23 protein-coding genes are annotated in these 25,488 nt (G+C 50.1%); 5 read left to right on the plus strand and 18 right to left on the minus strand.

Annotated features, from left to right (window positions below; genetic code table 11):
* Positions 1-38 precede the first annotated feature (38 nt).
* Entirely contained in the window at positions 39-1,118 is a 1,080-nt protein-coding gene (fni, locus tag WH37_RS04775; protein ID WP_046229421.1) for a type 2 isopentenyl-diphosphate Delta-isomerase, read from the minus strand.
* A 166-nt stretch (positions 1,119-1,284) separates the two neighbouring features.
* Here fni and nagB point away from each other — a divergent pair, with 166 nt between their 5' ends.
* The 3 genes from nagB (at position 1,285) to WH37_RS04790 (ending at position 4,908) form a co-directional block, all read left to right on the plus strand.
* Positions 1,285-2,010 carry a glucosamine-6-phosphate deaminase gene (gene nagB, locus WH37_RS04780; RefSeq protein WP_046229461.1) on the plus strand — a complete coding sequence of 242 codons (726 nt, stop codon included), beginning with the start codon at positions 1,285-1,287 and terminating at the stop codon, positions 2,008-2,010.
* 1 nt (position 2,011) lies between these two features.
* On the plus strand, positions 2,012-3,205 hold the full coding sequence (gene nagA / locus WH37_RS04785) for an N-acetylglucosamine-6-phosphate deacetylase (protein ID WP_046229422.1): 1,194 nt from the start codon (positions 2,012-2,014) through the stop codon (positions 3,203-3,205).
* A 203-nt stretch (positions 3,206-3,408) separates the two neighbouring features.
* Complete coding sequence (locus WH37_RS04790) at positions 3,409-4,908, plus strand: ArnT family glycosyltransferase (protein ID WP_052736809.1); 1,500 nt, start codon at positions 3,409-3,411, stop codon at positions 4,906-4,908.
* A 125-nt stretch (positions 4,909-5,033) separates the two neighbouring features.
* On the opposite strand, the gene WH37_RS04795 is transcribed toward WH37_RS04790, so the two are convergent.
* From WH37_RS04795 to WH37_RS04835, 9 genes are all read right to left on the minus strand, one after another.
* A complete protein-coding gene (locus WH37_RS04795) occupies positions 5,034-5,606 on the minus strand; it encodes a TetR/AcrR family transcriptional regulator (protein WP_046229423.1) in 573 nt (190 codons plus the stop codon).
* 142 nt (positions 5,607-5,748) lie between these two features.
* Positions 5,749-6,546, minus strand: coding sequence for a DeoR/GlpR family DNA-binding transcription regulator (locus WH37_RS04800; protein ID WP_046229424.1), 798 nt, complete (start codon positions 6,544-6,546; stop codon positions 5,749-5,751).
* A 2-nt stretch (positions 6,547-6,548) separates the two neighbouring features.
* Complete coding sequence (locus WH37_RS04805) at positions 6,549-7,505, minus strand: sugar kinase (RefSeq protein WP_046229425.1); 957 nt, start codon at positions 7,503-7,505, stop codon at positions 6,549-6,551.
* A gap of 77 nt (positions 7,506-7,582) precedes the next feature.
* Positions 7,583-8,014 carry a hypothetical protein gene (locus tag WH37_RS04810; RefSeq protein WP_046229426.1) on the minus strand — a complete coding sequence of 144 codons (432 nt, stop codon included), beginning with the start codon at positions 8,012-8,014 and terminating at the stop codon, positions 7,583-7,585.
* Between the two features lie 239 nt (positions 8,015-8,253).
* Positions 8,254-10,461, minus strand: coding sequence for a DNA helicase RecQ (gene recQ / locus WH37_RS04815; RefSeq protein WP_046229427.1), 2,208 nt, complete (start codon positions 10,459-10,461; stop codon positions 8,254-8,256).
* Positions 10,462-10,644: 183 nt separating this feature from the next.
* Positions 10,645-11,586: a malate dehydrogenase gene (mdh, locus tag WH37_RS04820; protein WP_046229428.1), complete on the minus strand. Its 942-nt coding sequence runs from the start codon at positions 11,584-11,586 to the stop codon at positions 10,645-10,647.
* A gap of 29 nt (positions 11,587-11,615) precedes the next feature.
* Positions 11,616-12,911 carry an NADP-dependent isocitrate dehydrogenase gene (gene icd / locus WH37_RS04825; protein ID WP_046229429.1) on the minus strand — a complete coding sequence of 432 codons (1,296 nt, stop codon included), beginning with the start codon at positions 12,909-12,911 and terminating at the stop codon, positions 11,616-11,618.
* 48 nt (positions 12,912-12,959) lie between these two features.
* Entirely contained in the window at positions 12,960-14,072 is a 1,113-nt protein-coding gene (gene citZ / locus WH37_RS04830) for a citrate synthase (RefSeq protein WP_046229430.1), read from the minus strand.
* Positions 14,073-14,521: 449 nt separating this feature from the next.
* On the minus strand, positions 14,522-14,860 hold the full coding sequence (locus WH37_RS04835) for a hypothetical protein (protein WP_046229431.1): 339 nt from the start codon (positions 14,858-14,860) through the stop codon (positions 14,522-14,524).
* Positions 14,861-15,121: 261 nt separating this feature from the next.
* Between WH37_RS04835 and WH37_RS04840 the strand changes: the two genes are divergently transcribed.
* Positions 15,122-16,657 carry a Ppx/GppA family phosphatase gene (locus tag WH37_RS04840; RefSeq protein WP_046229432.1) on the plus strand — a complete coding sequence of 512 codons (1,536 nt, stop codon included), beginning with the start codon at positions 15,122-15,124 and terminating at the stop codon, positions 16,655-16,657.
* Positions 16,658-16,818: 161 nt separating this feature from the next.
* On the opposite strand, the gene ppk1 is transcribed toward WH37_RS04840, so the two are convergent.
* The 8 genes from ppk1 to WH37_RS04880 form a co-directional block, all read right to left on the minus strand.
* Positions 16,819-18,879 (minus strand): polyphosphate kinase 1, encoded by a 2,061-nt coding sequence (ppk1, locus tag WH37_RS04845; RefSeq protein ID WP_143088445.1) that lies wholly within the window; start codon positions 18,877-18,879, stop codon positions 16,819-16,821.
* Positions 18,880-18,965: 86 nt separating this feature from the next.
* A complete protein-coding gene (locus WH37_RS04850; RefSeq protein ID WP_046229434.1) occupies positions 18,966-19,358 on the minus strand; it encodes an FxsA family protein in 393 nt (130 codons plus the stop codon).
* Positions 19,359-19,404: 46 nt separating this feature from the next.
* Entirely contained in the window at positions 19,405-19,881 is a 477-nt protein-coding gene (locus WH37_RS04855; protein WP_046229435.1) for an acyl-CoA thioesterase, read from the minus strand.
* Between the two features lie 98 nt (positions 19,882-19,979).
* Positions 19,980-21,734, minus strand: coding sequence for a pyruvate kinase (pyk, locus tag WH37_RS04860; protein WP_046229436.1), 1,755 nt, complete (start codon positions 21,732-21,734; stop codon positions 19,980-19,982).
* Between the two features lie 224 nt (positions 21,735-21,958).
* Complete coding sequence (locus WH37_RS04865) at positions 21,959-23,044, minus strand: acetyl-CoA carboxylase carboxyltransferase subunit alpha (protein ID WP_046229437.1); 1,086 nt, start codon at positions 23,042-23,044, stop codon at positions 21,959-21,961.
* Positions 23,034-23,906: an acetyl-CoA carboxylase, carboxyltransferase subunit beta gene (gene accD, locus WH37_RS04870; protein ID WP_046229438.1), complete on the minus strand. Its 873-nt coding sequence runs from the start codon at positions 23,904-23,906 to the stop codon at positions 23,034-23,036. The genes WH37_RS04865 and accD overlap by 11 nt, the downstream gene beginning before the upstream one ends.
* Before the next feature lie 40 nt (positions 23,907-23,946).
* Positions 23,947-24,135, minus strand: a complete 189-nt coding sequence (locus WH37_RS04875) for a hypothetical protein (RefSeq protein ID WP_046229439.1) — start codon at positions 24,133-24,135, stop codon at positions 23,947-23,949.
* A gap of 98 nt (positions 24,136-24,233) precedes the next feature.
* The gene (locus WH37_RS04880) at positions 24,234-24,734 is read right to left on the minus strand and encodes a phosphatidylglycerophosphatase A family protein (RefSeq protein WP_082110655.1); all 501 of its coding nucleotides are present in this window, start codon (positions 24,732-24,734) and stop codon (positions 24,234-24,236) included.
* A 344-nt stretch (positions 24,735-25,078) separates the two neighbouring features.
* Here WH37_RS04880 and WH37_RS35345 point away from each other — a divergent pair.
* A partial coding sequence (locus tag WH37_RS35345; protein WP_156182223.1) for a hypothetical protein occupies positions 25,079-25,488 on the plus strand: 410 nt, incomplete at its 3' end.

A 25,488-nucleotide genomic window follows, 5' to 3' on the forward strand; every position in this document is an offset into this window, starting at 1 on the left:
CTGCGGTCCCTTGGTTTGTTGTGTAGGCTGTTTCATTATTAGTCGGCTTTCGAAGCCAGCCTATCCGTCTGGCGAAGCTGCTCAATCGTGCGGACGCCAATACCGAACATCGCCGCCTTCAGCTCAAACTCAATTCGCTCAAACTGCTCAATGAGTTGGCGAATCGACAGGTCGGTTGTCCCATGCACAGCTTGCGGCAGTAAGACACGCCCAAAGCCAGCGAGATTCGCCCCAAGCGCAATCGCTTTTGCCGCATCAACACCATGCCTTAATCCGCCGCTCGCTATGACGTTCATATGCGGCAATATGCTGCGAATCGCGCGAACGCTTTCCGCTGTCGGAATGCCCCAATCCGCGAACGCCTCCGCAGCTTGCCGGCGCAATCCATCACCCGCCCGGTATTTCTCGACCTGGCTCCAGGATGTCCCCCCTGCTCCAGCGGCATCAATAAAGGAAATGCCTGCATTTGCAAGCATTGCGGCGGTCCCAGCATCAATGCCCCAGCCTACTTCCTTCACACCGACTGGCACAGGAAGCGCGCGGCACACTTGCTCGATTCGCGTCAGCAAGCCGCGGAAGTCCGTATTGCCTTCTGGCTGAAAAACTTCCTGCATGCTGTTGACATGAAGCACGAGGGCATTCGCCTCTGCTATGTCCACCGCACGTAAGCAATCATCCGTACCAAAGCCATAATTCAGCTGCACAGCTCCAAGATTGGCAATGACCGGAACCGAAGGCGCCTCCATTCTGACATGGAAGGAGGCCGCCAAGTCTTCACGCTCAATCGCTGCCCGCATGGAGCCGAGTCCAATCGCCCAGCCTCGCGCTTCGGCAGCCTCTGCCAGCCGCCGGTTTATAGCCCCAGCCTCCGAGGTGCCTCCTGTCATGGAGCTGACGAGCAGCGGCGCTTTCATCGGCGACTTGAACCACTCCGTCTTAAGCTCAATTTCCTCAAATGACAGCTCAGGCAGCGCATTATGACGGAACCGCAGCCGATCAAGCCCTGTATCGATATGCTGGCCGTTCACTTCCTCCTGCAAGCAAATGCGGATATGCTCATTTTTGCGTTTCGCGGTTTTCGCCGCTTCCTCCGCCTCCGTACGCTGCGTTGTCGTCATTGCCCTTACCTCCTGCGAATATTCTATCCGTCCATCATAACATACGCTGTGAGTACATGTTAAATTGATTGTAAAATTCATTAATATGAATTTTACAATCAAAATTATTGTTAAAAAGATATTTTTAGTTTAAAATAAAATCATAACCCGAAGGAGGCGCTTCATGATGCAAATCATTCACTTTAACGACTGGGAGCTGCTTGACGCTTATGCGGCCCAAACCATTATTAATAAAATCCAGGAGAAGCCAGATGCGGTGCTAGGGCTCGCTACAGGCTCGACACCTCTCGGCATCTATGCCAAAATAATAGAAGCATACCGCAGCAAGGAAGTGTCCTTCGCCAAGACGACTACCGTCAATTTGGACGAATATGTAGGCCTGTCTGCCGAGCATGAACAAAGCTATGCTTATTATATGAAGCGGCATTTATTTTCCCATATTGATATTTTAGGCGATCATTATCATTTGCCTAATGGACTGGCTGATAATTTGGAAGCCGAATGCGACCGTTACGACCAGCTGCTGGAGCAAAACCCGATCGATATCCAACTGCTTGGACTCGGACATAACGGACATATCGGCTTTAATGAGCCTGATACGAAGCTATCCGCAGGAACCCATGCTGTCCAGCTGAAGGCGGAAACGCTGGAAGCGAACGCCCGTTTTTTCGAATCGGCCGCGGAAGTTCCGAAGATGGCGCTGACGATGGGTGTTGGCTCCATCCTGAAAGCACACACCATTATACTCGTGGTTCGTGGCGCAGATAAAGCGGAGATCGTAAAGCAAGCGTTAACCGGCCCTATCACAACCGATATACCGGCTTCGCTGCTCCAGACGCATCCCCGGGTTATCGTGCTTCTCGACCGCGAAGCCGGAAGGAAGCTGAAGTAACATGAATAACTCGCCCACCTCATGGGTGATACATCACGTCCATATCGTTTTGGAAGACCGGATTATGGCCGGCAGTGCCGTTATTAAAAATGGCCTCATTCACCGTCTGCTGGAAAATGATGCTGTCCTTAGCGCTGAGGAGCAGGCGCTGCCAACGATAGATGGAGCTGGCGGCTATTTATTGCCGGGCTTTATCGACGTCCATGTGCATGGCGGCTTTGGCGCCGACTTTATGGATGCCAGCCGCAGCAGCTATGACACGATTACCCGTTTCCACGCCTCCCAGGGTACGACAGGCATGCTGGCGACTACGATGACCGCTTCTAGAGAAGCTATCGAGGCTGTTCTGCAAGCAGCAGCAGATTACAGAAGTGGCGACATGCCCTATGCTGCGCTGCTTGGCGTCCATCTGGAAGGGCCGTTTCTAAATGAAAAATGGATCGGTGCGCAAAATCCCGCTTACCTCTCGCCTCCTCGGCTTGACTGGCTGCAAGCATGGACTGCGCAATTTCCCGATTTGATTCAAATTTTGACGCTTGCACCTGAACGGGAGGGTTCTCTTCCGCTCATTGCCTGGCTTGCTGAAAATAACATCGTCGCAGCTTGCGGCCATACCGATGCCTCTTTCGCGGATATGGAAGCTGCAGCGGAAGCTGGGCTGTCCCATGCCGTCCATACGTATAATGCGATGCGCCCGCTGCATCACCGCGAACCGGGAACCGTAGGCGCTGTTCTCAGCGATCCACGGATTTATGCCGAGCTGATTGCCGATGGCCACCATGTCCATCCGGGAGCGATACGGCTGCTTGTGGCTGCCAAACCGGCAGACAAGCTTATTCTCATTACCGATGCCATTGCGGCAGCGGGCATGCCAGACGGGAGCTACTCGCTTGGCGGCTTGGCCGTCGAGATGAAAAATCAGGTTGCCCGCCTGCAAGGCAGCGACAGTCTCGCAGGCAGCAGTCTGACGATGCTGCGTGCCTTCCGATACATGCTGGATAGCACTGCGCTGTCCGTCGCAGAGGTGAGCCGCTGCGCCAGCGGCAATGCGGCTAAGCAGCTTGGCATCTACGAGCAGACGGGCTCCATCGCTTGCGGCAAGCAAGCAGATATAATCCTGACGGATGCTGACTTCTCCACTGTGAGCCGCACCTGGGTAGGCGGCAAGCTTGTGTTCGATGCTTCCGAAAATTAAACCATCTCCTCTATGAATAAAGCCGCCCTTGCCTAACAGCAGGGGCGGCTTTATCCGTTTCGGATATACGGCATAGACTTCGCTTTTTCGCTTTAATGAAGCTTATTTCCGCTAGTTTTAGCCAAATTCAACTTGCGGCTAGCCTCTTGATCCCATATCGGATAAAATTGGATAAGTCATTCCACTTAAAGAAAGGAGAAGCTATGCGCTTATTCCAGTCATTCCAATCCATTCGTTCTTTATCTGCCCAAACGCTCACTTTTATAGGAGGCTTGTTTTTCGTTGTCGTTTTCGCTGCTTCCTTTATGAATACAACGCAGCTGCTCCAAAATCCCTACCTCGCCGCTAGCGGCGTTTTACTCACTTTTATCTTTATACTTGCCGCCTCTTGGTCGCTTGGACGCAGCATATCGGCTAAAGGCTATTTGCTTGCGCTAATGGCGGTCAGCCTGCTGACCCGGCTCGGCTGGATTATATGGATCGATACACCTCCCGATTCCGATTTCCTTTTTATGTATAATGCTGCCCAGTTAGCAGCAGCAGGCGATTTTTCATTTAATCAGGATGAATATTTCCTCAGCTGGGTGTACCAGTTTGGCTTTACGATGTATGAAGCGGGTATGATCAAGCTATTTGGCGGAGCGGCGCTGTTCATGCTTAAGCTAGTTAATGTGCTGTTTAGTGCAGCAACCGTGCTGCTCGTCTATTATGCTGCCCTAGAGCTGTTTAACGAGCATACGGCGCGAATTGCGGGGCTGCTGTATGCGCTGTATATTCCCAATATCATCATGTGCTCGGTGCTGACGAATCAGCACTGGTCGACATTCTTTTTCACACTCGGCTGCCTGCTCATTATTAATAAGAGCTTCGAAAACAAATATGGCTGGCTTCTAATCGGCCTCACCTTCGGACTGGCGAACATCATGAGGCCGTTAAGCCTCGTTTATTTAGCTGGCTTTGTTGCCTTTCTACTGTTATTTCGCTTGTTCAAAGCTAACTCGGACGATTTTACACCTGCCGGGTCACCGAACGGAGCATCCTCTTTCGGATTGCTTGCTCGTGCCGCTGGCGTGCTCATTATTTTTTATATGGTGCAATCTTTGGCCAGCTTTGCACTCATGCAAAGCGGGGCCACGCAGTACCCGTTATCGAACCGAGAGCCTTACTGGAAATTTGTCGTTGGGCTAAATGCGGAAACCGATGGCAGATGGTCGCTTGAGGACGGCAAATACGTGCTGCAATTTAAGCTTGGCGAGGAGCGTGACGCAGCAGAGCTAGAATTAATCAAAGAGCGTCTCGCTGATCCGGCCGCAGTCTCCTCCTTATTCGCGCGCAAGCTCGCTATCTTTTGGGGCGAAGAGGATTCAGCGGTCATGTGGAGCTTAAAGGATAAAAATCAGCCTGAGCTTGCTGCTCTCCTGAAAATAACGGAGCGCTTCCTCTTCACTGCGATGAGCGCAGCTGGGGTATATTCGTTGTACAGCTTATGGCGAAGCCGGTATGCCAAGCAGCAGAACGCCAGCTATATGCTGTTTCTGATTTTACTGCTAGGCTATGCGTTCGTGCAGCTTTGGATCGAAATACAGGCGAGATATCGGCTCGATCTGCTCCCTTGCTTTATTTTATTACAGAGCTACGGTATCTATTTGATGCAGATGAAACTAACAGGGCGGCGTAGAATCAAGGTCAGCTCCCTTGAGTGAAGTCAGCTGACCTCCTGCTCTCGAGCAGGAGCAGCGGAAATAGTCATTGACCATGCTTTCATCGGTCCAATTCCGTTGCTTTCCATTTAATAAATGAATGATCATTTATATAACTTCAAAAAAATTTATCTCTTTATAGCGTCCCAACTCATTTTTATTGCTGTATTTAGCGTTTCAGGCGTTAACTCGAAATCACCTTTGAACTGCTCTTTAGCCAGTTCAGCTATCGGCAGAATAGAATACGTAATGAGCATATGATTATCTACTTCCTTGAACAGCTGCTGCTGCTTTCCGCTCTCGAACAACTCAAATATAGGCAGATAAAGAGCCGCCGTTTCTTCCAGGCACCAATTTTGCAGCAATGGCGAGTTCGAGATTTGCTCCATAAACAAAAAATATTGTTTGTGATTCAGCACAAACTGGATAAAATTGCGAATATACAGATCAAACCGCTGCTGGATCGGTGCAGAATGGTCTACCCCATTAAACAGCTTATCGCTCATTATTTTCTTCGCTTTTAAATACGTCTTGCCTAACATATCCTCCTTATTCTCGAAATAAATGTAAATCGTAGCCGCAGACACATTCGCCCGCTTGGCGATTTTGGAAATAGACGTTTCCGAAACACCAATTTCATTTATCAATTGAATCGTAGCTTCAAAAATTAATTCGATTTTATTTTCATCTCTTAGTCTCATGAGTCGATAATAAACGATCGTTTATTTATTGTCAATACTACACGAAAGCTAGTGGATTAAATTCCGCTTTTAAACGAAACAGGCTAGGGATATAGAAGTAGGCAGCAGGAGCCAATTTCCCTGCTCCTGCTGCCTACCGTGCTTAACCATTCGTATCTGCCACGTAAACGTCAATATTCAGCTGCTGTGCCGCTAACTTAAGCTCGCCTTCAATCGGCTGATCCGTAATGAAAGCTTGCAGCGCTGCAAGCGGCGAAATCGAGAACAGTGACATTTTGCCAACCTTCGTCTGATCGAATACCGCATACGTCTCAACGGAGCGTCTAATTAGCGCCTTGGCAATTTGCGCTTCCTGTTCCGAATACGTCGTAATGCCTCCGCCTGCCGATACGCCATCGACGCCAATGAACATTTTGCCAATATTCAAATGATCGACCATGCCTTCTCCCAGCGGCCCGCAAAGCTCAAAGCTGTTATGGCGCATAATGCCGCCCGTTACAACGACTTGAATGGGGCTTCCCGCCAGCTCCATCGCAATATTAACCGCATTCGTCACGACGGTAATGCCGCTTCTGAGCTTAAGCTGCTTGGCGATCAAATAATTGGTCGTGCCGCCGGACAGGCCGATAACATCGCCCTCCTGAATAAGCGATACGGCCTTCGCGGCAATTCTTTCTTTTTCCAAGTACGAAATATCCTGCTTTTCCGAAAAACCCATATCACGAACGACGCTGAGTCCATCATACATCGCCCCGCCAATGGTGCGGATAATCGGATAGCTGGCTTCCATTTGCTCTAAGTCTCTTCTTGCGGTCGCTTCCGAACAATCGAATTGCTCCACAATCTCGGAAATCGTAACGCGCCCCTGCTGCTTAAGCAGCTGCAAAATCGCCTCGCGGCGGCGCTGTCCTTTAGACGACGGAACATTCGCTTCTGCCATAATTAACGCTCCACCCACGCTTTATCGCTCATTCGCTGCTCGACAACGCTCCATTCTGGAAGCGCCTCCCAATCTCCGCGCATTTGAACGACGAGTGAGCCATTGATGCTGGCAAGCTTTACAGCATCGACAGGCGTCATTCCCTTCATAATGCCTGCCAAAAAGCCAGCGCAAAAACCATCGCCCGCTCCGACCGTATCAATCACCTTTTCTGCCTTGTAGAAAGGAACAGCCGTCTCCTCGCCGCCCTCCAGCACGATCGTCGCATCCTCTTTGCCTTTAATGATCGTCACCGCATCCAGCTCAAGCAGCTTTTGCTTCACCGCATCATAGCTATCGGTGCTGTACAGCAGCATCAGTTCATCCCAGCCCGGCAAAAAATAATCCGCATCAGCAGCGAATGGCAGCAGCACTTCCCGTGCTTCCTCGATCGACCAAAGCTTCAGCCGCAAATTGGGATCGAAGCTTACTTTGACACCAGCATCCTTTGCAATGTCAATGGCCCTCCGTACTGTCCGGCGGCAATTATCGCTAAGCGCCGCTGTAATTCCTGTTACATGCAGCAGCTTCGCTCCTTGGATATACGCCTCATCAAGCTGCTCCGGCTCCATCCGGCTTGCAGCGGAATGCTTGCGGTAATAATGCACCGCCATGCGGCCTGCTACCGTCTCGCGGAACATCATACCCGTGGGTGCTTCTTCGCTCAGCCTAACGCGGGATACATCTACCCCTTCACCGCGAAGCGTTTTCAATATAATCCGGCCGAAAGGATCATTGCCAAGAGCGCCGAACCAGCCGACCGAGCTGCCTAAGCGTGAAAGGCCAATGGCGACATTGCTTTCGGCACCGCCGAAGCCCTGCTCCAGTGTAGTCGCCCGTTCAAGCGCCTTATGCTCCTGCGGCATAAAAAGCGCCATCGATTCTCCGAATGTAATGATGTCTGGTGATGCTTGTCCCACATTCTCCGCCCCCTGCAACGTTGATTTGAGTTCGCTTTCCTTCCATAATCAAACAACACGGTGTTCACTTGCGACTGCTACACTGTAGCAAAAATCGGAAAACGCATGAAATAAATAACAACCAAATACAGCACCAGCACGATCAGGCTCATAACGCGAGCTTTGCCGATATGTACGGAGGCGCTTTGTCCCTCACGAATGGAGGAAACGATGCGCTTCAACGGCTTCGTAATAATGCCGCCCAATGCGGCAATACCCAAAAACAGAACCGTTACGATAATCATCCAGATTACCGAGTAATCGGCTTTCGACATCATGTAGCCGCCTGTCAGCAGTTGGACAATGAGAAAATATTGCGCGACCCGATTCGCCGAAAGCAGGCCATCAGCCAAGCCTTCCTGCCCTACTCCCGCGAGCTTCGATGCCCGGCCAATCATAATCGGAAGCACGATATAAAAACCCATCCCTACAGCGCCCAATAAATGCAGTAAAACCATTACATTATACATTCAGCTTTCCTCCTAATAAAATTTGCGAGGCAATATGCGCTTCGTAAGCATCTACCTAATTCTCGCATGGCAAAGCTTACGCGAGTAGCGTAAGCTTCATTGTTGCGACACGAAGAGTGCCCCGCCAGCGCTGCACTTGCACCGTTTTTCTACTAAACACAGTATACTAAATGAACCTAGCAAATACAAAGAACTTCCATAAACCGAGCAGCTTAATCTGTTAAAAAGTTATCTTCTACTCAATCTTCTGCCTTCAGACCGTATTTAAAAATAACGGCATGGATCGCAAAATAATCGACATCGTCAGGCAGCGCATCTTTAATCGGACGCAGCTTCTCAGGACTCAGCTCCATAATAGCTGCCACAATTTCCTCTTCACGATGGGCAGGAATAATTCGACTAAAGTCCAGCTCATAGCCCTCCTCCGCACAGCGTATAATATGCCCTTCCACCGTTACCCGGCTGAGGCCGCGCTCTGCGGAAATGTCCTGCGGCGATTTGCCTTCATTAAACAGCTCTAGAGACAGCACATGGCTGGGCGTTTCATCGCTCGCTGCCCTGCTGGACGACTCTGCTGAAGCAGTCCTAGATTGCCCACTGGAAGGCACCTGCCCGGAGCCAAAGGAAGCCGCACCACCTGCTGCACCACCAGTTGCTTCGTTTGGCTTGCCTGCATGCTCGCCGATAATAGCCAGCACCTCCGCGCCATATTTCCGCGCCTTGGCTGCACCAATCCCTTTCGTTTGCAGCAGCTCATCTTCCGTGAGTGGCCTAGCATCGGCCAGTTCCTTGAGCGTTGCATCAAAAAACAGCATAAACGGCGGCACATTTTCGCGGGCTGCCGTCTCCTTGCGCCACTGCTTCAGCGCATCGAACAGCGGCGAAGCCATTCCGCCCTGCCCCGAATCCCGGCGTTTTACCGTTGTCCTCAGACGCTGCATGACCGTCTCCTTGCCTTCCAGAACAGGCAGAGCATTCGTCGTGAGCGAGACGGTCGGATATTGCCCATCGCTCATCCGCAAGTAGCCCTCGGCTACAAGCCAATATAGCCAATCTGTAATTTCCTTCTCCGGCCAGCTGCTGAGCAGCCCATATGTAGTGAGCTCATCCAGCCTGAACTCCAGCAGCCGTTTGTCGCGTGAGCCTTTAAGCACTTTAGCTGCCATCGTCACGCCGAACCGCCCGCGCATTCTGCCAACGCAGGAAAGCGCCTTCTGCGCTTCTGACGTACGATCAACGAGCTCGCTTTTGTCGAGGCAGTTGCCGCATTTACCGCACGGCTCTACATTCTTCTCGCCAAAATAATCGACGATAAACTGCTGCAAGCAGCGATGCGTTCGGCTGTAGTTCATCATCGTATTCAGCTTGGACAGCTGAATCGACTTCCGTTCTGTATCGCCAACGCCCTGCTCGATCAAAAACCGCTGCACCTGGACATCCTGAGGCTCGAACAGCAAAATGCATTCACTTTCCTCACCGTCGCGTCCGGCCCGTCCCGCTTCCTGATAATATGACTCAACGTCGCCCGGCATTTGCCAATGAAGCACATAACGCACGTTTGGCTTGTCGATGCCCATGCCAAACGCATTCGTTGCGACCATAACGCGCAGCTCATCGAAACGGAAGCGCTCCTGCGTCGTAGCCCGCTCCTCGTCGGACAGACCGCCGTGATATTTGCCTGCGGCAATACCTTTGCGTACGAGCTGGTCATGCACGGACTCGGCTTCTTTGCGCGTGGCCGTATAAATAATGCCCGACTGCTCTTCGCGCTCCGTTATAAACTTTTGCAAAAACTTCTTCTTGTCCGCACCGCTAATGACCGACAGCGATAAATTCGGCCTTGCAAAGCCGCTGACAAAAATATTTGGATCATGCATGCCCAGCATAGCCGATACATCCCGCGCGACCTCATCCGTTGCCGTTGCGGTAAAGCCTGCAACTAGCGGACGGTTAGCCAGCTGTCCGATCCAGCCCGCGAGCTGGCGGTAGCTTGGGCGGAAGTCATGCCCCCACTGTGAAACACAGTGTGCCTCATCAATGGCGATCATCGGAATTTCCATCTGCTCGCTAAGCGAGCTGAACATTGGGGCATCCAGCCGCTCTGGCGCCACGTACAGCAGCTTGTAATCGCCTCTGAACGCGCTTCGCAGCACTTCGCGGTATTCTACAGCCCCAAGCGAGCTGTTCAGAAATGCCGCTGGAATGCCTAGCCTGTTCAGTGCATCGACCTGATCCTTCATAAGCGATATAAGCGGAGAAACAACAAGTGTTGTTCCATTAAGCAGCAGGGACGGTATTTGATAACAGACGGACTTGCCTCCGCCAGTCGGGAGAATGGCAAGCGTATCCCGGCCTTCCAGTATTCCTTGAATAATGGCTTCCTGTCCAGGTCGAAACGAGTCATAGCCGTACACCCGTTTCAGCTCGGCTCTAGCTTGCTCCAGCATGCTTCTTTCCCTCCCTTTTCACGATAAGCATCCTATATAATAGACCAATTACAAATATAAGCCCATTATAAGGGTGAAACTTATAAATGCTTATATTTCAAACGGAAAAACCCTGCCAGCAAAGTGTCAGGGTCCTCCCGTACCAAATCTTTTATAAAAGCCAGCTTGCTTTGGCTAAATCCATTAAGCAGATACGATTCGGATGACATTGCGAACCGATTGCGCCGATTGATCAAGCGCAGCCTTTTCTTCTGCCGTCAAATCAAGCTCCAGCACCTTCTCAATGCCATCGCCGCCAATAACCGCTGGTACGCCCATGAACAGATCGTCATAGCCATATTCGCCTTCAAGGTAAGCGATAACTGGAATAATGCGTTTTTTGTCCTTCAAAATCGCTTCTGTCATTTGCACAAGCGCTGCAGCTGGCGCATAATAAGCGCTGCCGTTGCCGAGCAGATTAACGATTTCGCCGCCGCCAACACGAGCGCGCTTTACAATTGCTTCGATGCGCTCAGCCGAGATCAGCTTCTCAATTGGAATGCCGCCAGCGTTGGAATAACGAACAAGTGGAACCATATCGTCGCCATGACCGCCAAGCACGAAGCCGCGAACATCCTCCACGGAAACGTTAAGCTCTTGCGCAATAAATGTGCAGTAACGAGCAGTATCAAGAACGCCGGATTGGCCGATAACGCGGTTTTTAGGGAAACCAAGCGCTTGGTAAGCAACGTAAGTCATAGCGTCAACCGGGTTGCTGAGAATAATAACATAAGCGTTCGGGCTTGTTGCCTTTACGTTCTCACAAACGGATTTCACAATACCCGCGTTTGTGTTAACAAGATCGTCACGGCTCATGCCTGGTTTACGGGCAATGCCCGCTGTAATAATAACGACATCGGAATCCTTCGTATCTGCATAATCAGAAGTACCGATAATGTTAACATCAAGGCCTTGTACTGGTGTCGATTCAAGCATGTCAAGCGCTTTGCCCTTTGTCGGGTTTTCCAATTGCGGAATATCGACAAGCACAACGTCGCCAAGCTCTTTTTGTGCTGCCATCAGGGCAGTTGTAGCGCCTGTGAAGCCTGCTCCGACAACTGTAATTTTTCTGCGTTTGATTGCCATTGTCTCATTACCTCCAGATATTGTTGGCTCTAAAAGTTATTGATAACCTCGTCAGCGAACTCGGAGCATTTCACTTCTTTAGCGCCATCCATCAGGCGGGCAAAGTCATAAGTAACGGTTTTGTTGTTAATCGACGCTTCCAGACCTTTGTAGATCAGGTCAGCCGCTTCCTGCCAGCCAAGGTGCTCAAGCAGCATAACGCCGGAGAGGATAACCGAACCTGGGTTAACAACGTCTTTATCTGCATATTTAGGTGCTGTACCATGCGTAGCTTCGAAAATAGCATGTCCAGTCAAATAGTTAATGTTTGCGCCTGGAGCGATACCGATACCGCCAACTTGCGCAGCAAGTGCATCGGACAGGTAGTCACCATTCAGGTTCAACGTTGCGATTACGTCAAAGTCAGTAGGACGAGTCAGAACTTGCTGCAAAGCGATGTCCGCAATAGCGTCCTTCACGATCAGCTTGCCAGCCGCTTCAGCAGCTGCTTGTGCTGCATTTGCAGCGTCAGTGCCTTCTGCTTCTTTAATGCGGTCATATTGACCCCAAGTGAAGGTTTGCTCAGCAAACTCGGTTTCAGCTACTTCGTAGCCCCAGTTTTTGAAAGCTCCTTCTGTGAACTTCATGATGTTGCCTTTGTGTACCAGTGTAAGCGACTTGCGGCCATGCTTAAGCGCATATTCAATTGCTGCGCGGGCAAGACGCTGGGAACCTTCTTTGGAAACCGGCTTGATGCCGATACCGGAAGTTTCAGGGAAACGGATTTTGTTAACTCCCATTTCTGATTGCAGGAAGTTGATTACTTTTTTCACTTCTGCGGAGCCTTCTTGGTACTCGATACCAGCATAAATGTCCTCTGTGTTTTCACGGAAAATAACCATGTCAACCAGCTCAGGGCGTTTTACAGGGGAAGGAACGCCGTCGAAGTAACGAACAGGACGCAGACATACGTACAGGTCAAGCTCTTGGCGAAGCGCTACGTTCAGGGAACGGATACCGCCGCCGATTGGCGTAGTCAAAGGACCTTTGATTGCTACGATATATTCACGAATTGCTGTCAGCGTATCAGCTGGCAGCCACTCGCCGTATTCATTGAATGCTTTTTCGCCGGCAAAAACTTCGTACCAAGCGATCTTTTTGTCGCCGCCATAAGCTTTCGCAACAGCTGCGTCAAGTACGCGTTTTGAAGCGCGCCAGATATCACGGCCTGTGCCGTCGCCTTCGATGAAAGGAATGATTGGATTGCTAGGAACGTTCAGTACACCGTTGTCGATTGTAATTTTGTCGCCTTCAGTAGGTAATGCGAATTTTTCGAATTGAGCCATTGTTTATAATTCCTCCTTTAATTTGTGTAACCGTAATAACAGCAGCGCTTAGCGCTCGTCGATTGGAATATATTTCGCGTTAACTGGACCGATATAGTCGGCGCGAGGACGAATCAAGCGATTGTTCTCGTATTGCTCAAGAATATGAGCGCTCCAGCCGGAAACGCGGCTAATCGCAAAAATTGGCGTAAATAGATCACGTGCAATGCCTAGTGTCGTATAGACGGAAGCAGAGTAAAAATCAACGTTCGGCTTGAGGCCTTTTTGACCAGTAACCAGCTCTTCAATCTTGATCGACATTTCATAAAGCTCCAAATTCCCTGTCAGCTTGCCGAGCTCTTGCGACATCTTTTGCAGATGCTTGGCGCGTGGATCGCCGTTTTTGTAAACACGGTGACCGAAGCCCATAATCTTCTGCTTGTTCGCAAGCGCATTGTTGATATAAGGCTCAACATTGGCAAAGGAACCGATTTCCTCCAGCATAACCATTACCGCCTCATTAGCACCGCCATGCAGCGGGCCTTTAAGCGCTCCGATTGCCGAAGTAACACCAGAATAAATGTCAGACAAAGTCGCTACCGTTACACGTGCAGCAAAGGTAGATGCGTTAAGCTCATGGTCAGCATGCAGCACAAGCGCCTGATCAAGCGCTTTCACAGCAACCTCTTCGGGATCTTTACCCGTAAGCATGTACAAGAAATTATGGGCGATGGATACGCCTTTCTTCGGAGCAATAGGATCCTTGCCTTCACGAATGCGAGCGAACGCTGCTACAACGGCTGGCAATTGCGCCTGCAACTTAATCGCTTTCAACTGATTAGCTTCAGCAGTCATTTCATTCGCCGACTCATCATATAGAGCAAGGCTTGAAATGGCTGTACGAAGTGCCGCCATCGAATTCGTATCCTTCGGGTACAGCTTGATTTGCTGGATAACGCCTTCAGGAATTGCTGTGTATGCATCTAACTGCTCTTGCAGTTTTGCTAGCTCGGAACGATTAGGCAGTTTGCCATACCATAACAAATAGGCAACCTCTTCAAAAGTCGCATTTTCTGCCAAATCATCAATATCTATACCGCGGTATGTCAACACTCCGTCAATAATCGAGCTGATTGACGAAGAGGCGGCGACAATTCCTTCCAGACCTTTAGTTGCTGTCATCGTTCTCTCTCCTTTAGCTTGGAAATTTCACATCGCAAAATATCATTCGAATCCATGTCGTCCGTATAATCATAAATGATTTTGACAACAAAGTGAACAAAAGCACATATAAAAATGCTTTATCGGTAAGAAAGAAAAATGTGATGGGTCGCCAGCATGTGAAATAATCGCACCATTCGACTCCCTGACAGATCTGGTTCCAGCTTATGTAGTTAAATTTAAACACCTGTCTTCTATCTTAACAGAAAAACAGGCAGAGTACTAACCGATCACGATACAAGCTTTAATAAACGTTTGTAAACAGACGAAACGACCGCTCCCCGGCAAAATACCGGGAAACAGCCGCAGCTTCATTTTTGCCGTTGTTGTTTGATGTCGAAATGACAAGGGTATGCTGCGCAGCAGGCATTCTCCCTTATAATAAGACTAAGGATGAAATGGTTTGAAGATTAATGATTCAACTCTCCAAACGACGATCCTTGGTACTGTGGCTGCTGATAAGCAAAGGACTGGTTCGCATTTGAACTGGAAATTTGATTGCAAATGCTAGAAATTTGCTGCATTTGCTGCATCGCCTTTTGGTGACCTTGCAATGAGGTTTGGATAATGTGGGCCGCTTGATGCTCGCGCTGAGCAATTTGCTCCAGCTGTGCGGCATTCGCTTGTTCTTGCTTCAGCAGTTGCTGATACATGCCGGAAGCTTGCTGGGTCTGCTGCATCAACTGCTGTAGAAGCTGCTCGCATTGTGAAAGCTGTTGGCTAATATTCGTTTGTGAAAACTGATTCATTCTTAAAACCTCCAGTATGTTTAATGAACTGCCTCCTTTAATATGACATTCAAACTCAATTTTATTCGCAAAGGAAGCATTTTTTTACCCACCTTAATATTTGCCCGATAAATAGTGATAAAAAACACGCTGAGATACAGCCGAATGATCTGCTGCCGCATCTTAGGACATTCCTCTGCTGCTATGTTAAAATAGGTTATTCAATTGAAAATACATAAGAAACTTTTAAACTCATATATTTGCACAAAATGGAGGTTCGCTATGAATGAACATCGCATCGGAATAATCGATATAGGGTCCAACTCGGTGAGGCTCGTTGTTTATGAGCGGACCGCGAATGGAGCCCACCGCGTAATTGACGGGAGCAAACGTCCCGCCCGGCTCAGCGAACGCATTGATGAACACGGCAATCTATCAACTGAGGCTGTAAACGAGCTGCTGGGCACGCTCAGCCATTTTCGTTTAATTTGCGCCCATAACCGTACAGGGGAAATTCGTGCTGTCGCGACGGCGGCGATCCGCAATGCCGCGAACCGCACGGTCGTGCTGGATGCGATTAAGGCCGAGTCAGGCCTCGACATAGAGCTGCTGAGCGGCGAGCAGGAGGCTGCTTTCGGCTTTCTCGGCATGATTAATGCCATGGATATACAGGATGGACTGCTTGTCGATATTGGCGGAGGCAGCACCGAAGTATCGCTTTTTCGCGGGCGCAAGCTGCTCCATTCCGTTTCTTTTCCTTTTGGCTGCGTCAGCCTGAATCGGCGTTTTGCCTCCAAGGGCATGCTCAGCGATGAAGCCTTGAGAGCACTGGACAATGTTGCGCTTGAAGCCTTTAAGTCTGCTCCATGGCTCGCTAAAGCACAGGGGCTTCCGATAATTGGTGTAGGCGGCACCGCACGGGCGCTGGGTAAAATCCACCAAGCGGCGACGAGCTACCCTTTTCAGCAAACGCATAATTATGCCATTCCCGGCGGCGACACCGAAATGGTGTTTGATCAGCTGCGCGCCCTGCCGCTGGACAAGCGCAGCAAGTTCCCCGGCCTATCCAAGGACCGGGTAGACGTTATTGTGCCAGGTCTCGCCGTACTGCGACACCTTTACAAGCTAACCAAAGCTTCTGGCTATATTATTTGCGGCTCCGGTCTGCGCGACGGCATTTTCCATGACACGCGGTTCCCGGAGGGCTCCATGCACCAGGATGTGCTTGGATTCAGCCTGCACAACATCAGTATGCTTCATCCGGCCGCCCCAATGCAGCATGTATCGCAGGTGAACCGGCTTGCTTTGCAGCTGTACGACGAGCTGGAGGAGCTGCATCAGCTGCACCCGCGGGCGCGAATTTTGCTGGATGCTGCTTCAAGCCTGTTCCGCATTGGCGCATCCATTGACTACTATGACTATGCCAAGCATACGTTTTATTTGATCGTCAATTCGCATCTGAACGGACTGTCGCATAAGGAAATTCTGATTACCGCATCGATTGCTTCCTACAAAAGCAAAAGTCGGGCCCGCCAGCAGCTCCGGCCTTACAAGGAGATGCTTGTCGAGTCCGATTATGTACTCGTATGCAGGCTGGGCACGCTGCTACAGCTCGCATCAGCGCTGGACCGCAGCGAGACTCAGGCTTTAAGCAGGCTTACCGTCTCTGTTACGCCCGAGCAGCTTAAGCTGCATGCTGTGCGTCCCAACAGCGCCTTAACGGTTGAACGTCTGGAAGTGACTGAGCTCGCACCCGAGTTTACCAAGCTGTGGAAGCTGACTCCTGTGCTTGAGCTGCCTGATTATATTCAAGCTTAGACGCCGCTGCTTCCCTTCGATTTCCTTTGAGAGCAATGCCTTTTTCGCTGTGATGCAGTGAAATAGAAGCGTATTTTTAAAAAAAGCTTATACAATGTTATATGAAAAACGCGGTGAAAAAGGAAAACAGCATTCCTTTTTCACCGCGTTTTTCAATTTTCCTATACTTGTACTTTCCAGCCTGGAATATGTCTGGCCTCGAATTGGCTGCGGAACGGTTTATTTTCATTCTCGACATGAACATAAGTGCCGTTTGACTGCAGCTTTCTGGCTTTGACATTGTCATTCAAATTCAAGTTCAGCATATTGATGAGCGTCTGGCGCAAATGCGCGTCGTATACCGGGCACATGAGCTCCACCCGCTTCATTAAGTTCCGTGTCATCCAGTCCGCACTGGATAAATATACTTCTTCATCCCCGCCATTGTGGAAATACATGACCCGCGCATGCTCCAAATAACGGTCCACGATGCTGATCACCTGAATGTTCTCGCTTCGGCCGGCAACACCAGGACGCAAGCAGCATACGCCGCGGACGATCAAATCAATCTTCACGCCTGCCTGCGAAGCCTCGTACAGCTTATCGACCATCTCCTGATTGGAGAGCGAGTTCATCTTCGCAATGACACGGCCCTTCTTTCCAGCCGCCACATGGGCGATTTCCCGGTCAATGAGACGGAACAGCTTCTGCTTCAGATCCGTCGGGGCAACGCCAAAAGCTTTCCAGTCGTAAGGGTCCGAATAGCCTGTTACCTCGTTGAACAATGCTGATGCGTCGCCGCCAATGGTCGGATGCGATGTGAACAGGCCGATATCTGTATACAGTGTAGCTGTGCTGTCATTATAATTGCCTGTTCCAACATGCACATAACGGCGCAGCGTATCCTGCTCCCGTCGCACGACGAGCAATATTTTCGCATGTGTTTTAAGCCCAATCAATCCATACACGACATGACAGCCCGCTTTTTCCAGTTGGCGCGCCCAGGCAATATTGCGCTCCTCATCGAATCGTGCTTTCAACTCAACAACAACGGTTACCTGCTTGCCCGATTCAGCCGCTTCGGCCAACGCTTGCACAAGCGTAGACTTTCCGCTGACCCGGTACATCGTCATTTTAATCGCGAGCACATCCGGGTCGGTAGCTGCCTGCATCACAAAATCATTGACCGCATCAAACGATTCATATGGATGATACATCAGCACATCGCGCTGGCGAATGACTTCAAACATGTCGTCGGTGTCGTCAAATTCCATTGGATAGACAGGCTCCATTTTGTCATAACGCAAATGGTCGTAGCCTGGGATCGCCTGGGCAAACTTCATCATAAAGCTCAAATCGAGCGGACCATCAATTTCGATCAGATTATCCTCGATTTCCAGCTCATCCTTGAGGATATCCAGTGCATCCGGATGCATGCCGCGTGCAACCTCAAGACGGACAGCGATGCCCCAGCGGCGCTTGCGCAGCTCCTTCTCGATCTCCTCCAGCAAATCCTCGGCATCCTCATTGAGCGTAAAATCAGCATTGCGCGTCAAACGAAATGCGTGTACAGCGAAAGCTTCATACCCATTAAAAAGCGTATCAATAAATTGCTCAATCAAATCCTCAAGCAGCACATATTCACGCTTTTTGCTATTCGGACGCTCAGGCAGCGGTACAAATCTCGCTAAAATCGACGGTACCTGAACCATAGCAAACAACCGATCCTCATCAGGAGCAGCCTCCGGGTGGCGCAATAAAACGGCTAAATATAATTCCTTCGTATGTACAAGTGGAAAAGGCCTGCTCTGATCGACCGCCATCGGTGTCAGGACAGGAAATACAATTTCATGAAAATACTCCGATACTGCTTTGGACTGCGTCAAATTCAGCTCGCCCATTGAACGGATAGCAATGCCTTCCCGTCCCAGACCGCGCAGCACGTCCCGATAAGATTTATATTGATCATGCACCATTTGATTCGTGCGTTTAATTAATCGTTTCCATAAGCCTGCGGGGGTGTAGCCTGTAAAATCAATTTTAGAATAGCCTGCTTTAATTTGCTCTTGAATACCCGCTACACGCACACTCATAAATTCGTCCAAATTACTGGATACAATTGCTAGAAACTTAGCCCGCTCAAGCAGCGGATTGCCCACATCCTGAGCCTCTTGAAGCACCCGGCAGTTAAATTCGGCCCAACTCAAATCTCTGTTAACATAGTGGGACAAATGTTTTGTCATTTTGTGCGCCTCCCTCATATATGCCCCTATTATGCGCTATAACTATTCGTGTCATATTAATAATTTGTAAAGCTAATGTAAACATATTAGAACTTGCGTATGGAAAAAGAGCCTTCCCGTATCCGTTTCTCCAGCCAATGCAGCATAATTTGCTGATAAAAGGAGCGGGTAAACGGCAGCAGAAAGGTAATTCCGATTAGATCGGTGAAAAATCCGGGAATCAGCAGCAGCAAGCCGCCAGCCAGCACACATAAGCCTTCAAGCAGCTTGCGCCCAGGAATTTGGCCCTGCTGCAGTTGAAGCTGCGCCTCTGTCCACACCTTGCGTCCTTCCGCCAGCGTTAAATAAGCACCTGCCATACTGAACAGAACAATGAGCCCAAACGTCTGCCATCCACCAAGCCAGCTGCTTACTTGCATGATGCCCCAAAACTCAATCAAAGGCAATATAATCAATGCTGCGATTATCCATTTTTTCATTACTAATTCCTCCCGTCGACTTCATGAAGGCAGCAGCCGTCATCCTTTAGCTTGTTATCTGCCTCATTAAATCATACAGCGCAGGAAGCCCTTTGTCCAAACGCATAGGGCGCCACTCCTTATTCACCCACACATGCTTCGTTCCTCCCGTAACAAGCCGCTCCCCCGGAAGCATTTCCTGCCGCATGTAAAAAGCGGGCTTGAACGACGCCTCATCGACTTTGCGAATTTCAGATTCAAAGGATAAGCGCACGGAGGAAAAGTCCGATATGCGCGTGCAAATAAGCAGCGTGTCATCATACCGCGCTGGCATTGCATAATGGCAATGCAGATCGATGACAGGCAGCAGCAAGCCGCTTTGTTCAATCGATTTATAGTCAAAGCCTGCTGAGCGTATCAGCTCGGTACGCCCAATTTCAAACCAGTTCAAATAGTTGGTGTGAAACACGACCCCCATTTGATCCGTTTCCTGATAACGGACGCGCAGAGGGTGCGTGAACCATCCGGACAATGGGCTGCTCATCCTATCAACCTCCCTTTAATTTCAACAAAAGCGACGGTGAATTCACCATCGCTTGTTGTTGCTCTACCTATACGAGCAGAAAATATGCAGTTAGAAAACTATAGAGATTTGGATTGGCCGGAGTAAATAACGCCTGTTTCGCCGTAAAGCGTAACTTCCATGCCATCTTCCAAAATGGTCGTTGCATTAGAAATGCCCAGAATAACCGGGATGCCGAGGTTAATGCCGCAAACAGCCGCATGGCTAGTAATGCCGCCTTGCTCCGTTACGACAGCAGCCGCTTTCTCGAATGCAGGCATATATTCTTTATCAGTCGATACGGTTACCAGTATCGAACCTTGTGTTGTTTTTGCAATGGCTTCTTCAGGCGTGCGGGCAACAACAACTTTACCAATAGCCGTTTGGCTGCCAATACCTTGTCCATGTGCAAGAAGCTCGCCAATGTGGTGAATTTTGATCAGGTTTGTTGTTCCAGAGCGGCCTACAGGCACACCCGCAGTAATAACGATTGTATCGCCAAGAGCAAGCAAGCCAGTGCTCAGTGCGCCCGTTACTGCATTTTCGAACAAACCGTCTGTGGAATCAACCAAAGCGCCTTTAACCGGAATAACGCCCCATACAAGTGCCAGGCGACGCATAACCGTCTCTTCTGTCGTTACCGCAATGATCGGCGCTTTCGGACGGTATTTGGATACCATACGGGAAGTGAAGCCGCTTTGCGTCGAAGTAACGATCGCTTTCGCTTTCAGGTCAAATGCGGAATTAGCTACCGCTTGGCTGATCGCTTCCGTTACGCTTGTTTGCTGTGCATTCGCTTGTTTCGTGAAAATTTCACGGTATTCAAGAGCCGATTCTGCACGCTCAGCGATACGGGCCATCGTTTGTACCGATTCAACTGGATATTTACCAGCAGCTGTTTCGCCGGAAAGCATGATCGCATCTGTACCGTCGAAAATCGCATTCGCTACGTCACTCGCTTCAGCACGAGTCGGACGCGGGTTGCGCTGCATCGAATCCAGCATTTGTGTTGCTGTAATAACCGGCTTGCCAGCGCGATTACATTTTTGAATCATCGATTTTTGTACGAGTGGCACTTCTTCTGCCGGAATTTCAACGCCAAGGTCGCCACGGGCAACCATCAGGCCGTCGGAAACTTCCAAAATTTCATCAAGGTTGTCTACACCTTGCTGGTTCTCAATTTTAGAGATAATTTGGATATGTCCAGCATTGTGGCGCTCAAGAAGCTCGCGAATTTCCAAAACATCGCTTGCTTTACGCACGAAGGAAGCCGCAATGAAATCTACGCCTTGCTCAATACCGAAGACGATATCATTCGCGTCTTTCTCTGTAATACCAGGAAGCGAGATGTTTACGCCTGGTACGTTAACGCCCTTCTTGCTTTTAATTTGACCGCTGTTGACGATGCGGCAAATGATTTCTGTTCCTTGCACATCTTCAACCGTCAAGCCAATTAGGCCGTCATCGATCAAAATGGTCGAACCCACCGAAACATCGTTAGGCAGATCCGTATACGTAATCGGAATGCGCGTCACATCGCCAAGAATCTCTTCTGTTGTCAAAGCGATTTTCTCGCCTTGCACCAGTTCAATTGGCTCTTCTTTCAATTTGCCCAGACGAATTTCCGGACCTTTCGTATCAAGGAGAATGGCTGTTGTTTTGCCGAGTTCGATATTTGCTTGACGAATATTCTTGATGCGGTTACCGTGCTCTTCAAAATCGCCGTGGGAGAAGTTCAGACGAGCGACGTTCATGCCCGCTTGAATAAGCTTCTTCGTGTTTTCGAGTGATTCGCTGGATGGTCCGATTGTACATACAATCTTTGTTTTACGCATGTTTAGTTTTCCTCCGTTATATTGCCTGCTTGAATGGTAGGCCTTGCTATATGATCTTCTTTTAAAAATATAAGAATTTATAAGTTGTTCACATATAAATAGGCTTATATTTCTCGGACTGAAACGCGCTGTGCCGCCATAGGACGGCGAAAGCCGTTTCACCTTGACCACAACTTAAATTACACGATTACAGGCAGCTTGTACAGTATAAAATATTTGTAAACCTATACCTGCGCCGATTCCGGCAGCGCTGCCTTCTCCGTGCTTGCTTCTCCGCCCGCTGCCGCGGCTTCGGAGGACTCGTCTGCCGCGCTTTGCAGCTGGGTAGTCTGCTGTTCCTCTGCACGCGTCTGCTGAGCAATCTGGAACTTGCCGATTTTGCGGAATTTGCTGTAACGATCTTCTTTCAGCTCTTCAGGCGTCATGGCGCGCAGCTCCTGTAAATGACTCCACAGCTTGGCCTTCAAGTGCTCTGCTGTATAAGCAAGGTCACGATGCGCACCGCCCTGAGGCTCCTCCACAATATCCTCGATGACTTCAAACGCCAATAAATCCTTGGCTGTAATCTTCATCGCTTCCGCCGCCTGATCGGCTTTGGATGCATCCTTCCAGAGAATCGAGGCTGCTCCATTCGGCGAAATCGCAGAATAGATCGCATTTTCCAGCATAAGCACCCGGTTGCCCACGCCAAGCGCAAGTGCGCCGCCGCTGCCGCCTTCGCCAATAACGACGCAGATGATCGGCACGCCGAAACCAGCCATCTCCCGCAAATTACGGGCAATTGCTTCCGATTGGCCCCGTTCCTCAGCAGTATTGCCAGGATAAGCGCCTTTCGTATCAATAAAAGTAATTATCGGGCGATTAAATTTATTGGCTTGCTGCATGAAACGCAGCGCCTTGCGGAAACCTTCCGGATGGGGACTTCCGAAGAAACGGGCGATATTATCGCGCGTATCCTTGCCGCGCTGGTGTCCGACAACCGTTACCGGTACGCCGTTCAGCTTGGCAAGGCCGCCTACGATAGCCAAATCATCAGCAAACAGGCGGTCGCCATGCAGCTCGATGAAATCTGTAAACACCGCCTGAATGAAATCCAGCGTCGTGGGACGCTGATGATGGCGCGCTACATGCATTTTTTGCGCGGGGGTCAGCTCCTGGTACATTTCCTGTTCCAGCTGCTTGCAGCGCTCCTCAAGCCGGGCAATTTCCTCGGAAAAATCCATGCCATTGCCAGCCGCGAGCGTTTCCAGCGTTTTTATCTTTTCTCTTAAATCACTGAGCGGTTTCTCGAACGGAAGCTCACCCGCCATTAGACAATCCCTCCCCTGCGGTATGCATATCAAGCAGTTTGGTCAGCATATGCTTCATGTCGTTACGGTGTACAACCATATCAAGCTGTCCATGCTGCAAATTGAATTCCGCCGTCTGGAAGTTGTCCGGCAGCTTCTGACGAATCGTCTGCTCGATTACAATGCGGCCTGCAAAGCCTACTAACGCACCAGGCTCGGCCAAATTGTAGTCGCCAAGACTTGCGAAGCTCGCCGAGACGCCACCCATCGTTGGATCGGTGAATACCGAGATAAACAAGCCGCCCGCTTCATGAAGCTTTGAGAGCGCTGCGCTAGTTTTCGCCATTTGCATGAGGCTGAGAATGCTTTCCTGCATGCGTGCGCCACCCGATGTGGAGAAAATAATAAGCGGCAGGCGCTTGTCAAGCGCCGCTTCTACAGCCCGCGTTATTTTTTCACCTACGACCGACCCCATACTGCCGCTGAAAAAGTCAAAGCTCATGACGGCAACAACGACAGGAAGACCGCCGATAGTTCCTTCGCCGGTAACAACTGCTTCACGCAAATTCGGATTTTTAGCCAATTGCTGCTCCAGCTTGCTCGCATAACCAGGGAAACCAAGCGGATCTTCCGATACAAGCTCTGTATCGTATTCCGTCAGCTGTCCTTCATCGAGCGTCATGGCAATGCGCTCCCAAGCCGAAAGGCGGAAGTGATAGCCGCAGGAGGAGCAGACCTTCAGATTCTTCTCCAGCTCTTTGCTGTATTGAATCGTTCCGCACCGCGTACACTTATTCATCAGTCCTTCCGGAATGTCGCGTTTAGGGCGCTCCGAAGGTACTGTCGCGTATTTCTTCTTCGTAAACAAGTCCTTAATTTGCACGTATGACACCTCTCAAGGCGCAATCGAATAAGGGAATCCGTTACGGCTGAAACAAGGAGTTAAACACTTCCTGTACTTCCTCCAGCTCACCCGACGGCACCAATATTTCAAATTGCTGTTTAGACAGATTGACTGGACGGATCTTCACGAGAAATCCTTCTTCCGTAAGCCGTTTCTTGATATTTTCTGCGATTTTTGCTGTTGGCGCGATATAAATGACCGTCCACATTATGGTACCTCCTGAAAACTTTGCTACGGGCAAAGTTTACATCTTAAACATAGCTAAGTCCCGTTAACAGGTCATATGATCTTATAATAGTATCATAATCATGGGGAATCGGGCAAATGGTATTGCTGCGCTTTTGGGTCCTGATGTGCAATTCTTGCCGATGCGGCAGCCGCAAGTCCCGCAACGAGATCATCGAGGAACACATGGATGTGCCGTCCCTTTAGATTAAGCTGACTAATAATGCCAGGCTTCACTTTATCCAAATATCCAAAACTCGTCAACCCGATCATCCCGTACACATTCGTAATGCCAAGCGCCAGCGTCTCGTCCACGCCATACAGCGACTCGTCATTTTCCATAATCGCCTGAAGCGGCTCGGGCAATAACTTGCGCTCCGCCAGCTCGTCTAATGCAATGCCGGTATAAAGCACATACTGCACCTCGCGCTTGCCCAGTACAGCCCGGACGCTGTCCTCGCATTCCTTCATGCTTAAGCTTGCATTGTAAGGACGCTGCAGCGTATAGACAATTTCAGCAATATCATCGACCTTCACCCCGCGCTTGCCCAGCCACTCTTCAATTTTGGATGTAGAAGCCATATCCATCCCTCCCATGCTTGTACGCTATAATGCAGCGTAAGCAGCGGCAATGCGGCTTTCGCAGCCCTGATAACGCTGCAGCCTTTCGCGGAACTGCATCCCTTTAGCCCGCAAGCAGCAGCTGGCCCCCCGCATTTCTCCGCTTGTATCCCTAAATGTATGCGGATAACGGAAGATATGTGCATCATTTTGAATTCGCTTGCGGAGAATGCGCAGGGCGAAAACAAAGAAAGCACAGAAAGCGAAAAGCCCGTGACTGATATAAATCGGCAGAATTTGGTTAAAAATAGGACTGGCCTTAGCTGTGGATAGCTCAGGCCAGTCCTATGAGGGATCGCTTCGCCATGTTTAAGCTTCGCGATTTTCAAATGAAGCCCAAGCATTCGGACTTTTTAAGAATTCCCGTTAATCTAAGAGCTTCTGTGATCTATGCTTGGGCAGTTTGCCATTTGCTCCTATTTGACGACGACAGCGCCTTCGCCGAACAACTGCTCAATCTCGCCGAACAATTCCGGCGACGGCTTGACGCGGTAGCTGTCGCTAAGGGCGATCAGCCTCTGTTCACGCTCGTAGAACAGAACGGTGTTCAGCTGGCCAGGGTGCTCGGCCAGCAGCTGCTTGAGCCGCTCCAGCGCGGCAAGCTGCTCGCGCGCGGCTGCGAGCTTGATGTAAACCCGCTGGCGCTTTCGCCCAGCGGGTTCCTGCCGCGGTGCCCGCTGCTGCGCTTCGCCAGCAGCAGCTGTGCCGGGCCCGC

Source organism: Paenibacillus algorifonticola, from assembly GCF_000971975.1.
GTDB classification, from domain to species: Bacteria; Bacillota; Bacilli; order Paenibacillales; family Paenibacillaceae; genus Pristimantibacillus; species Pristimantibacillus algorifonticola.

Bases quoted from the DNA above. Each gene is read 5' to 3' on its own strand.
- fni (WP_046229421.1), bottom strand. From the start codon at position 1,118: ATGACGACAACGCAGCGTACGGAGGCGGAGGAAGCGGCGAAAACCGCG.
- nagB (WP_046229461.1), top strand. From the start codon at position 1,285: ATGCAAATCATTCACTTTAACGACTGGGAGCTGCTTGACGCTTATGCG.
- nagA (WP_046229422.1), top strand. From the start codon at position 2,012: ATGAATAACTCGCCCACCTCATGGGTGATACATCACGTCCATATCGTT.
- WH37_RS04790 (WP_052736809.1), top strand. From the start codon at position 3,409: ATGCGCTTATTCCAGTCATTCCAATCCATTCGTTCTTTATCTGCCCAA.
- WH37_RS04795 (WP_046229423.1), bottom strand. From the start codon at position 5,606: ATGAGACTAAGAGATGAAAATAAAATCGAATTAATTTTTGAAGCTACG.
- WH37_RS04800 (WP_046229424.1), bottom strand. From the start codon at position 6,546: ATGGCAGAAGCGAATGTTCCGTCGTCTAAAGGACAGCGCCGCCGCGAG.
- WH37_RS04810 (WP_046229426.1), bottom strand. From the start codon at position 8,014: ATGTATAATGTAATGGTTTTACTGCATTTATTGGGCGCTGTAGGGATG.
- recQ (WP_046229427.1), bottom strand. From the start codon at position 10,461: ATGCTGGAGCAAGCTAGAGCCGAGCTGAAACGGGTGTACGGCTATGAC.
- mdh (WP_046229428.1), bottom strand. From the start codon at position 11,586: ATGGCAATCAAACGCAGAAAAATTACAGTTGTCGGAGCAGGCTTCACA.
- icd (WP_046229429.1), bottom strand. From the start codon at position 12,911: ATGGCTCAATTCGAAAAATTCGCATTACCTACTGAAGGCGACAAAATT.
- citZ (WP_046229430.1), bottom strand. From the start codon at position 14,072: ATGACAGCAACTAAAGGTCTGGAAGGAATTGTCGCCGCCTCTTCGTCA.
- WH37_RS04835 (WP_046229431.1), bottom strand. From the start codon at position 14,860: ATGAATCAGTTTTCACAAACGAATATTAGCCAACAGCTTTCACAATGC.
- WH37_RS04840 (WP_046229432.1), top strand. From the start codon at position 15,122: ATGAATGAACATCGCATCGGAATAATCGATATAGGGTCCAACTCGGTG.
- ppk1 (WP_143088445.1), bottom strand. From the start codon at position 18,879: ATGACAAAACATTTGTCCCACTATGTTAACAGAGATTTGAGTTGGGCC.
- WH37_RS04850 (WP_046229434.1), bottom strand. From the start codon at position 19,358: ATGAAAAAATGGATAATCGCAGCATTGATTATATTGCCTTTGATTGAG.
- WH37_RS04855 (WP_046229435.1), bottom strand. From the start codon at position 19,881: ATGAGCAGCCCATTGTCCGGATGGTTCACGCACCCTCTGCGCGTCCGT.
- pyk (WP_046229436.1), bottom strand. From the start codon at position 21,734: ATGCGTAAAACAAAGATTGTATGTACAATCGGACCATCCAGCGAATCA.
- WH37_RS04865 (WP_046229437.1), bottom strand. From the start codon at position 23,044: ATGGCGGGTGAGCTTCCGTTCGAGAAACCGCTCAGTGATTTAAGAGAA.
- WH37_RS04875 (WP_046229439.1), bottom strand. From the start codon at position 24,135: ATGTGGACGGTCATTTATATCGCGCCAACAGCAAAAATCGCAGAAAAT.
- WH37_RS04880 (WP_082110655.1), bottom strand. From the start codon at position 24,734: ATGGCTTCTACATCCAAAATTGAAGAGTGGCTGGGCAAGCGCGGGGTG.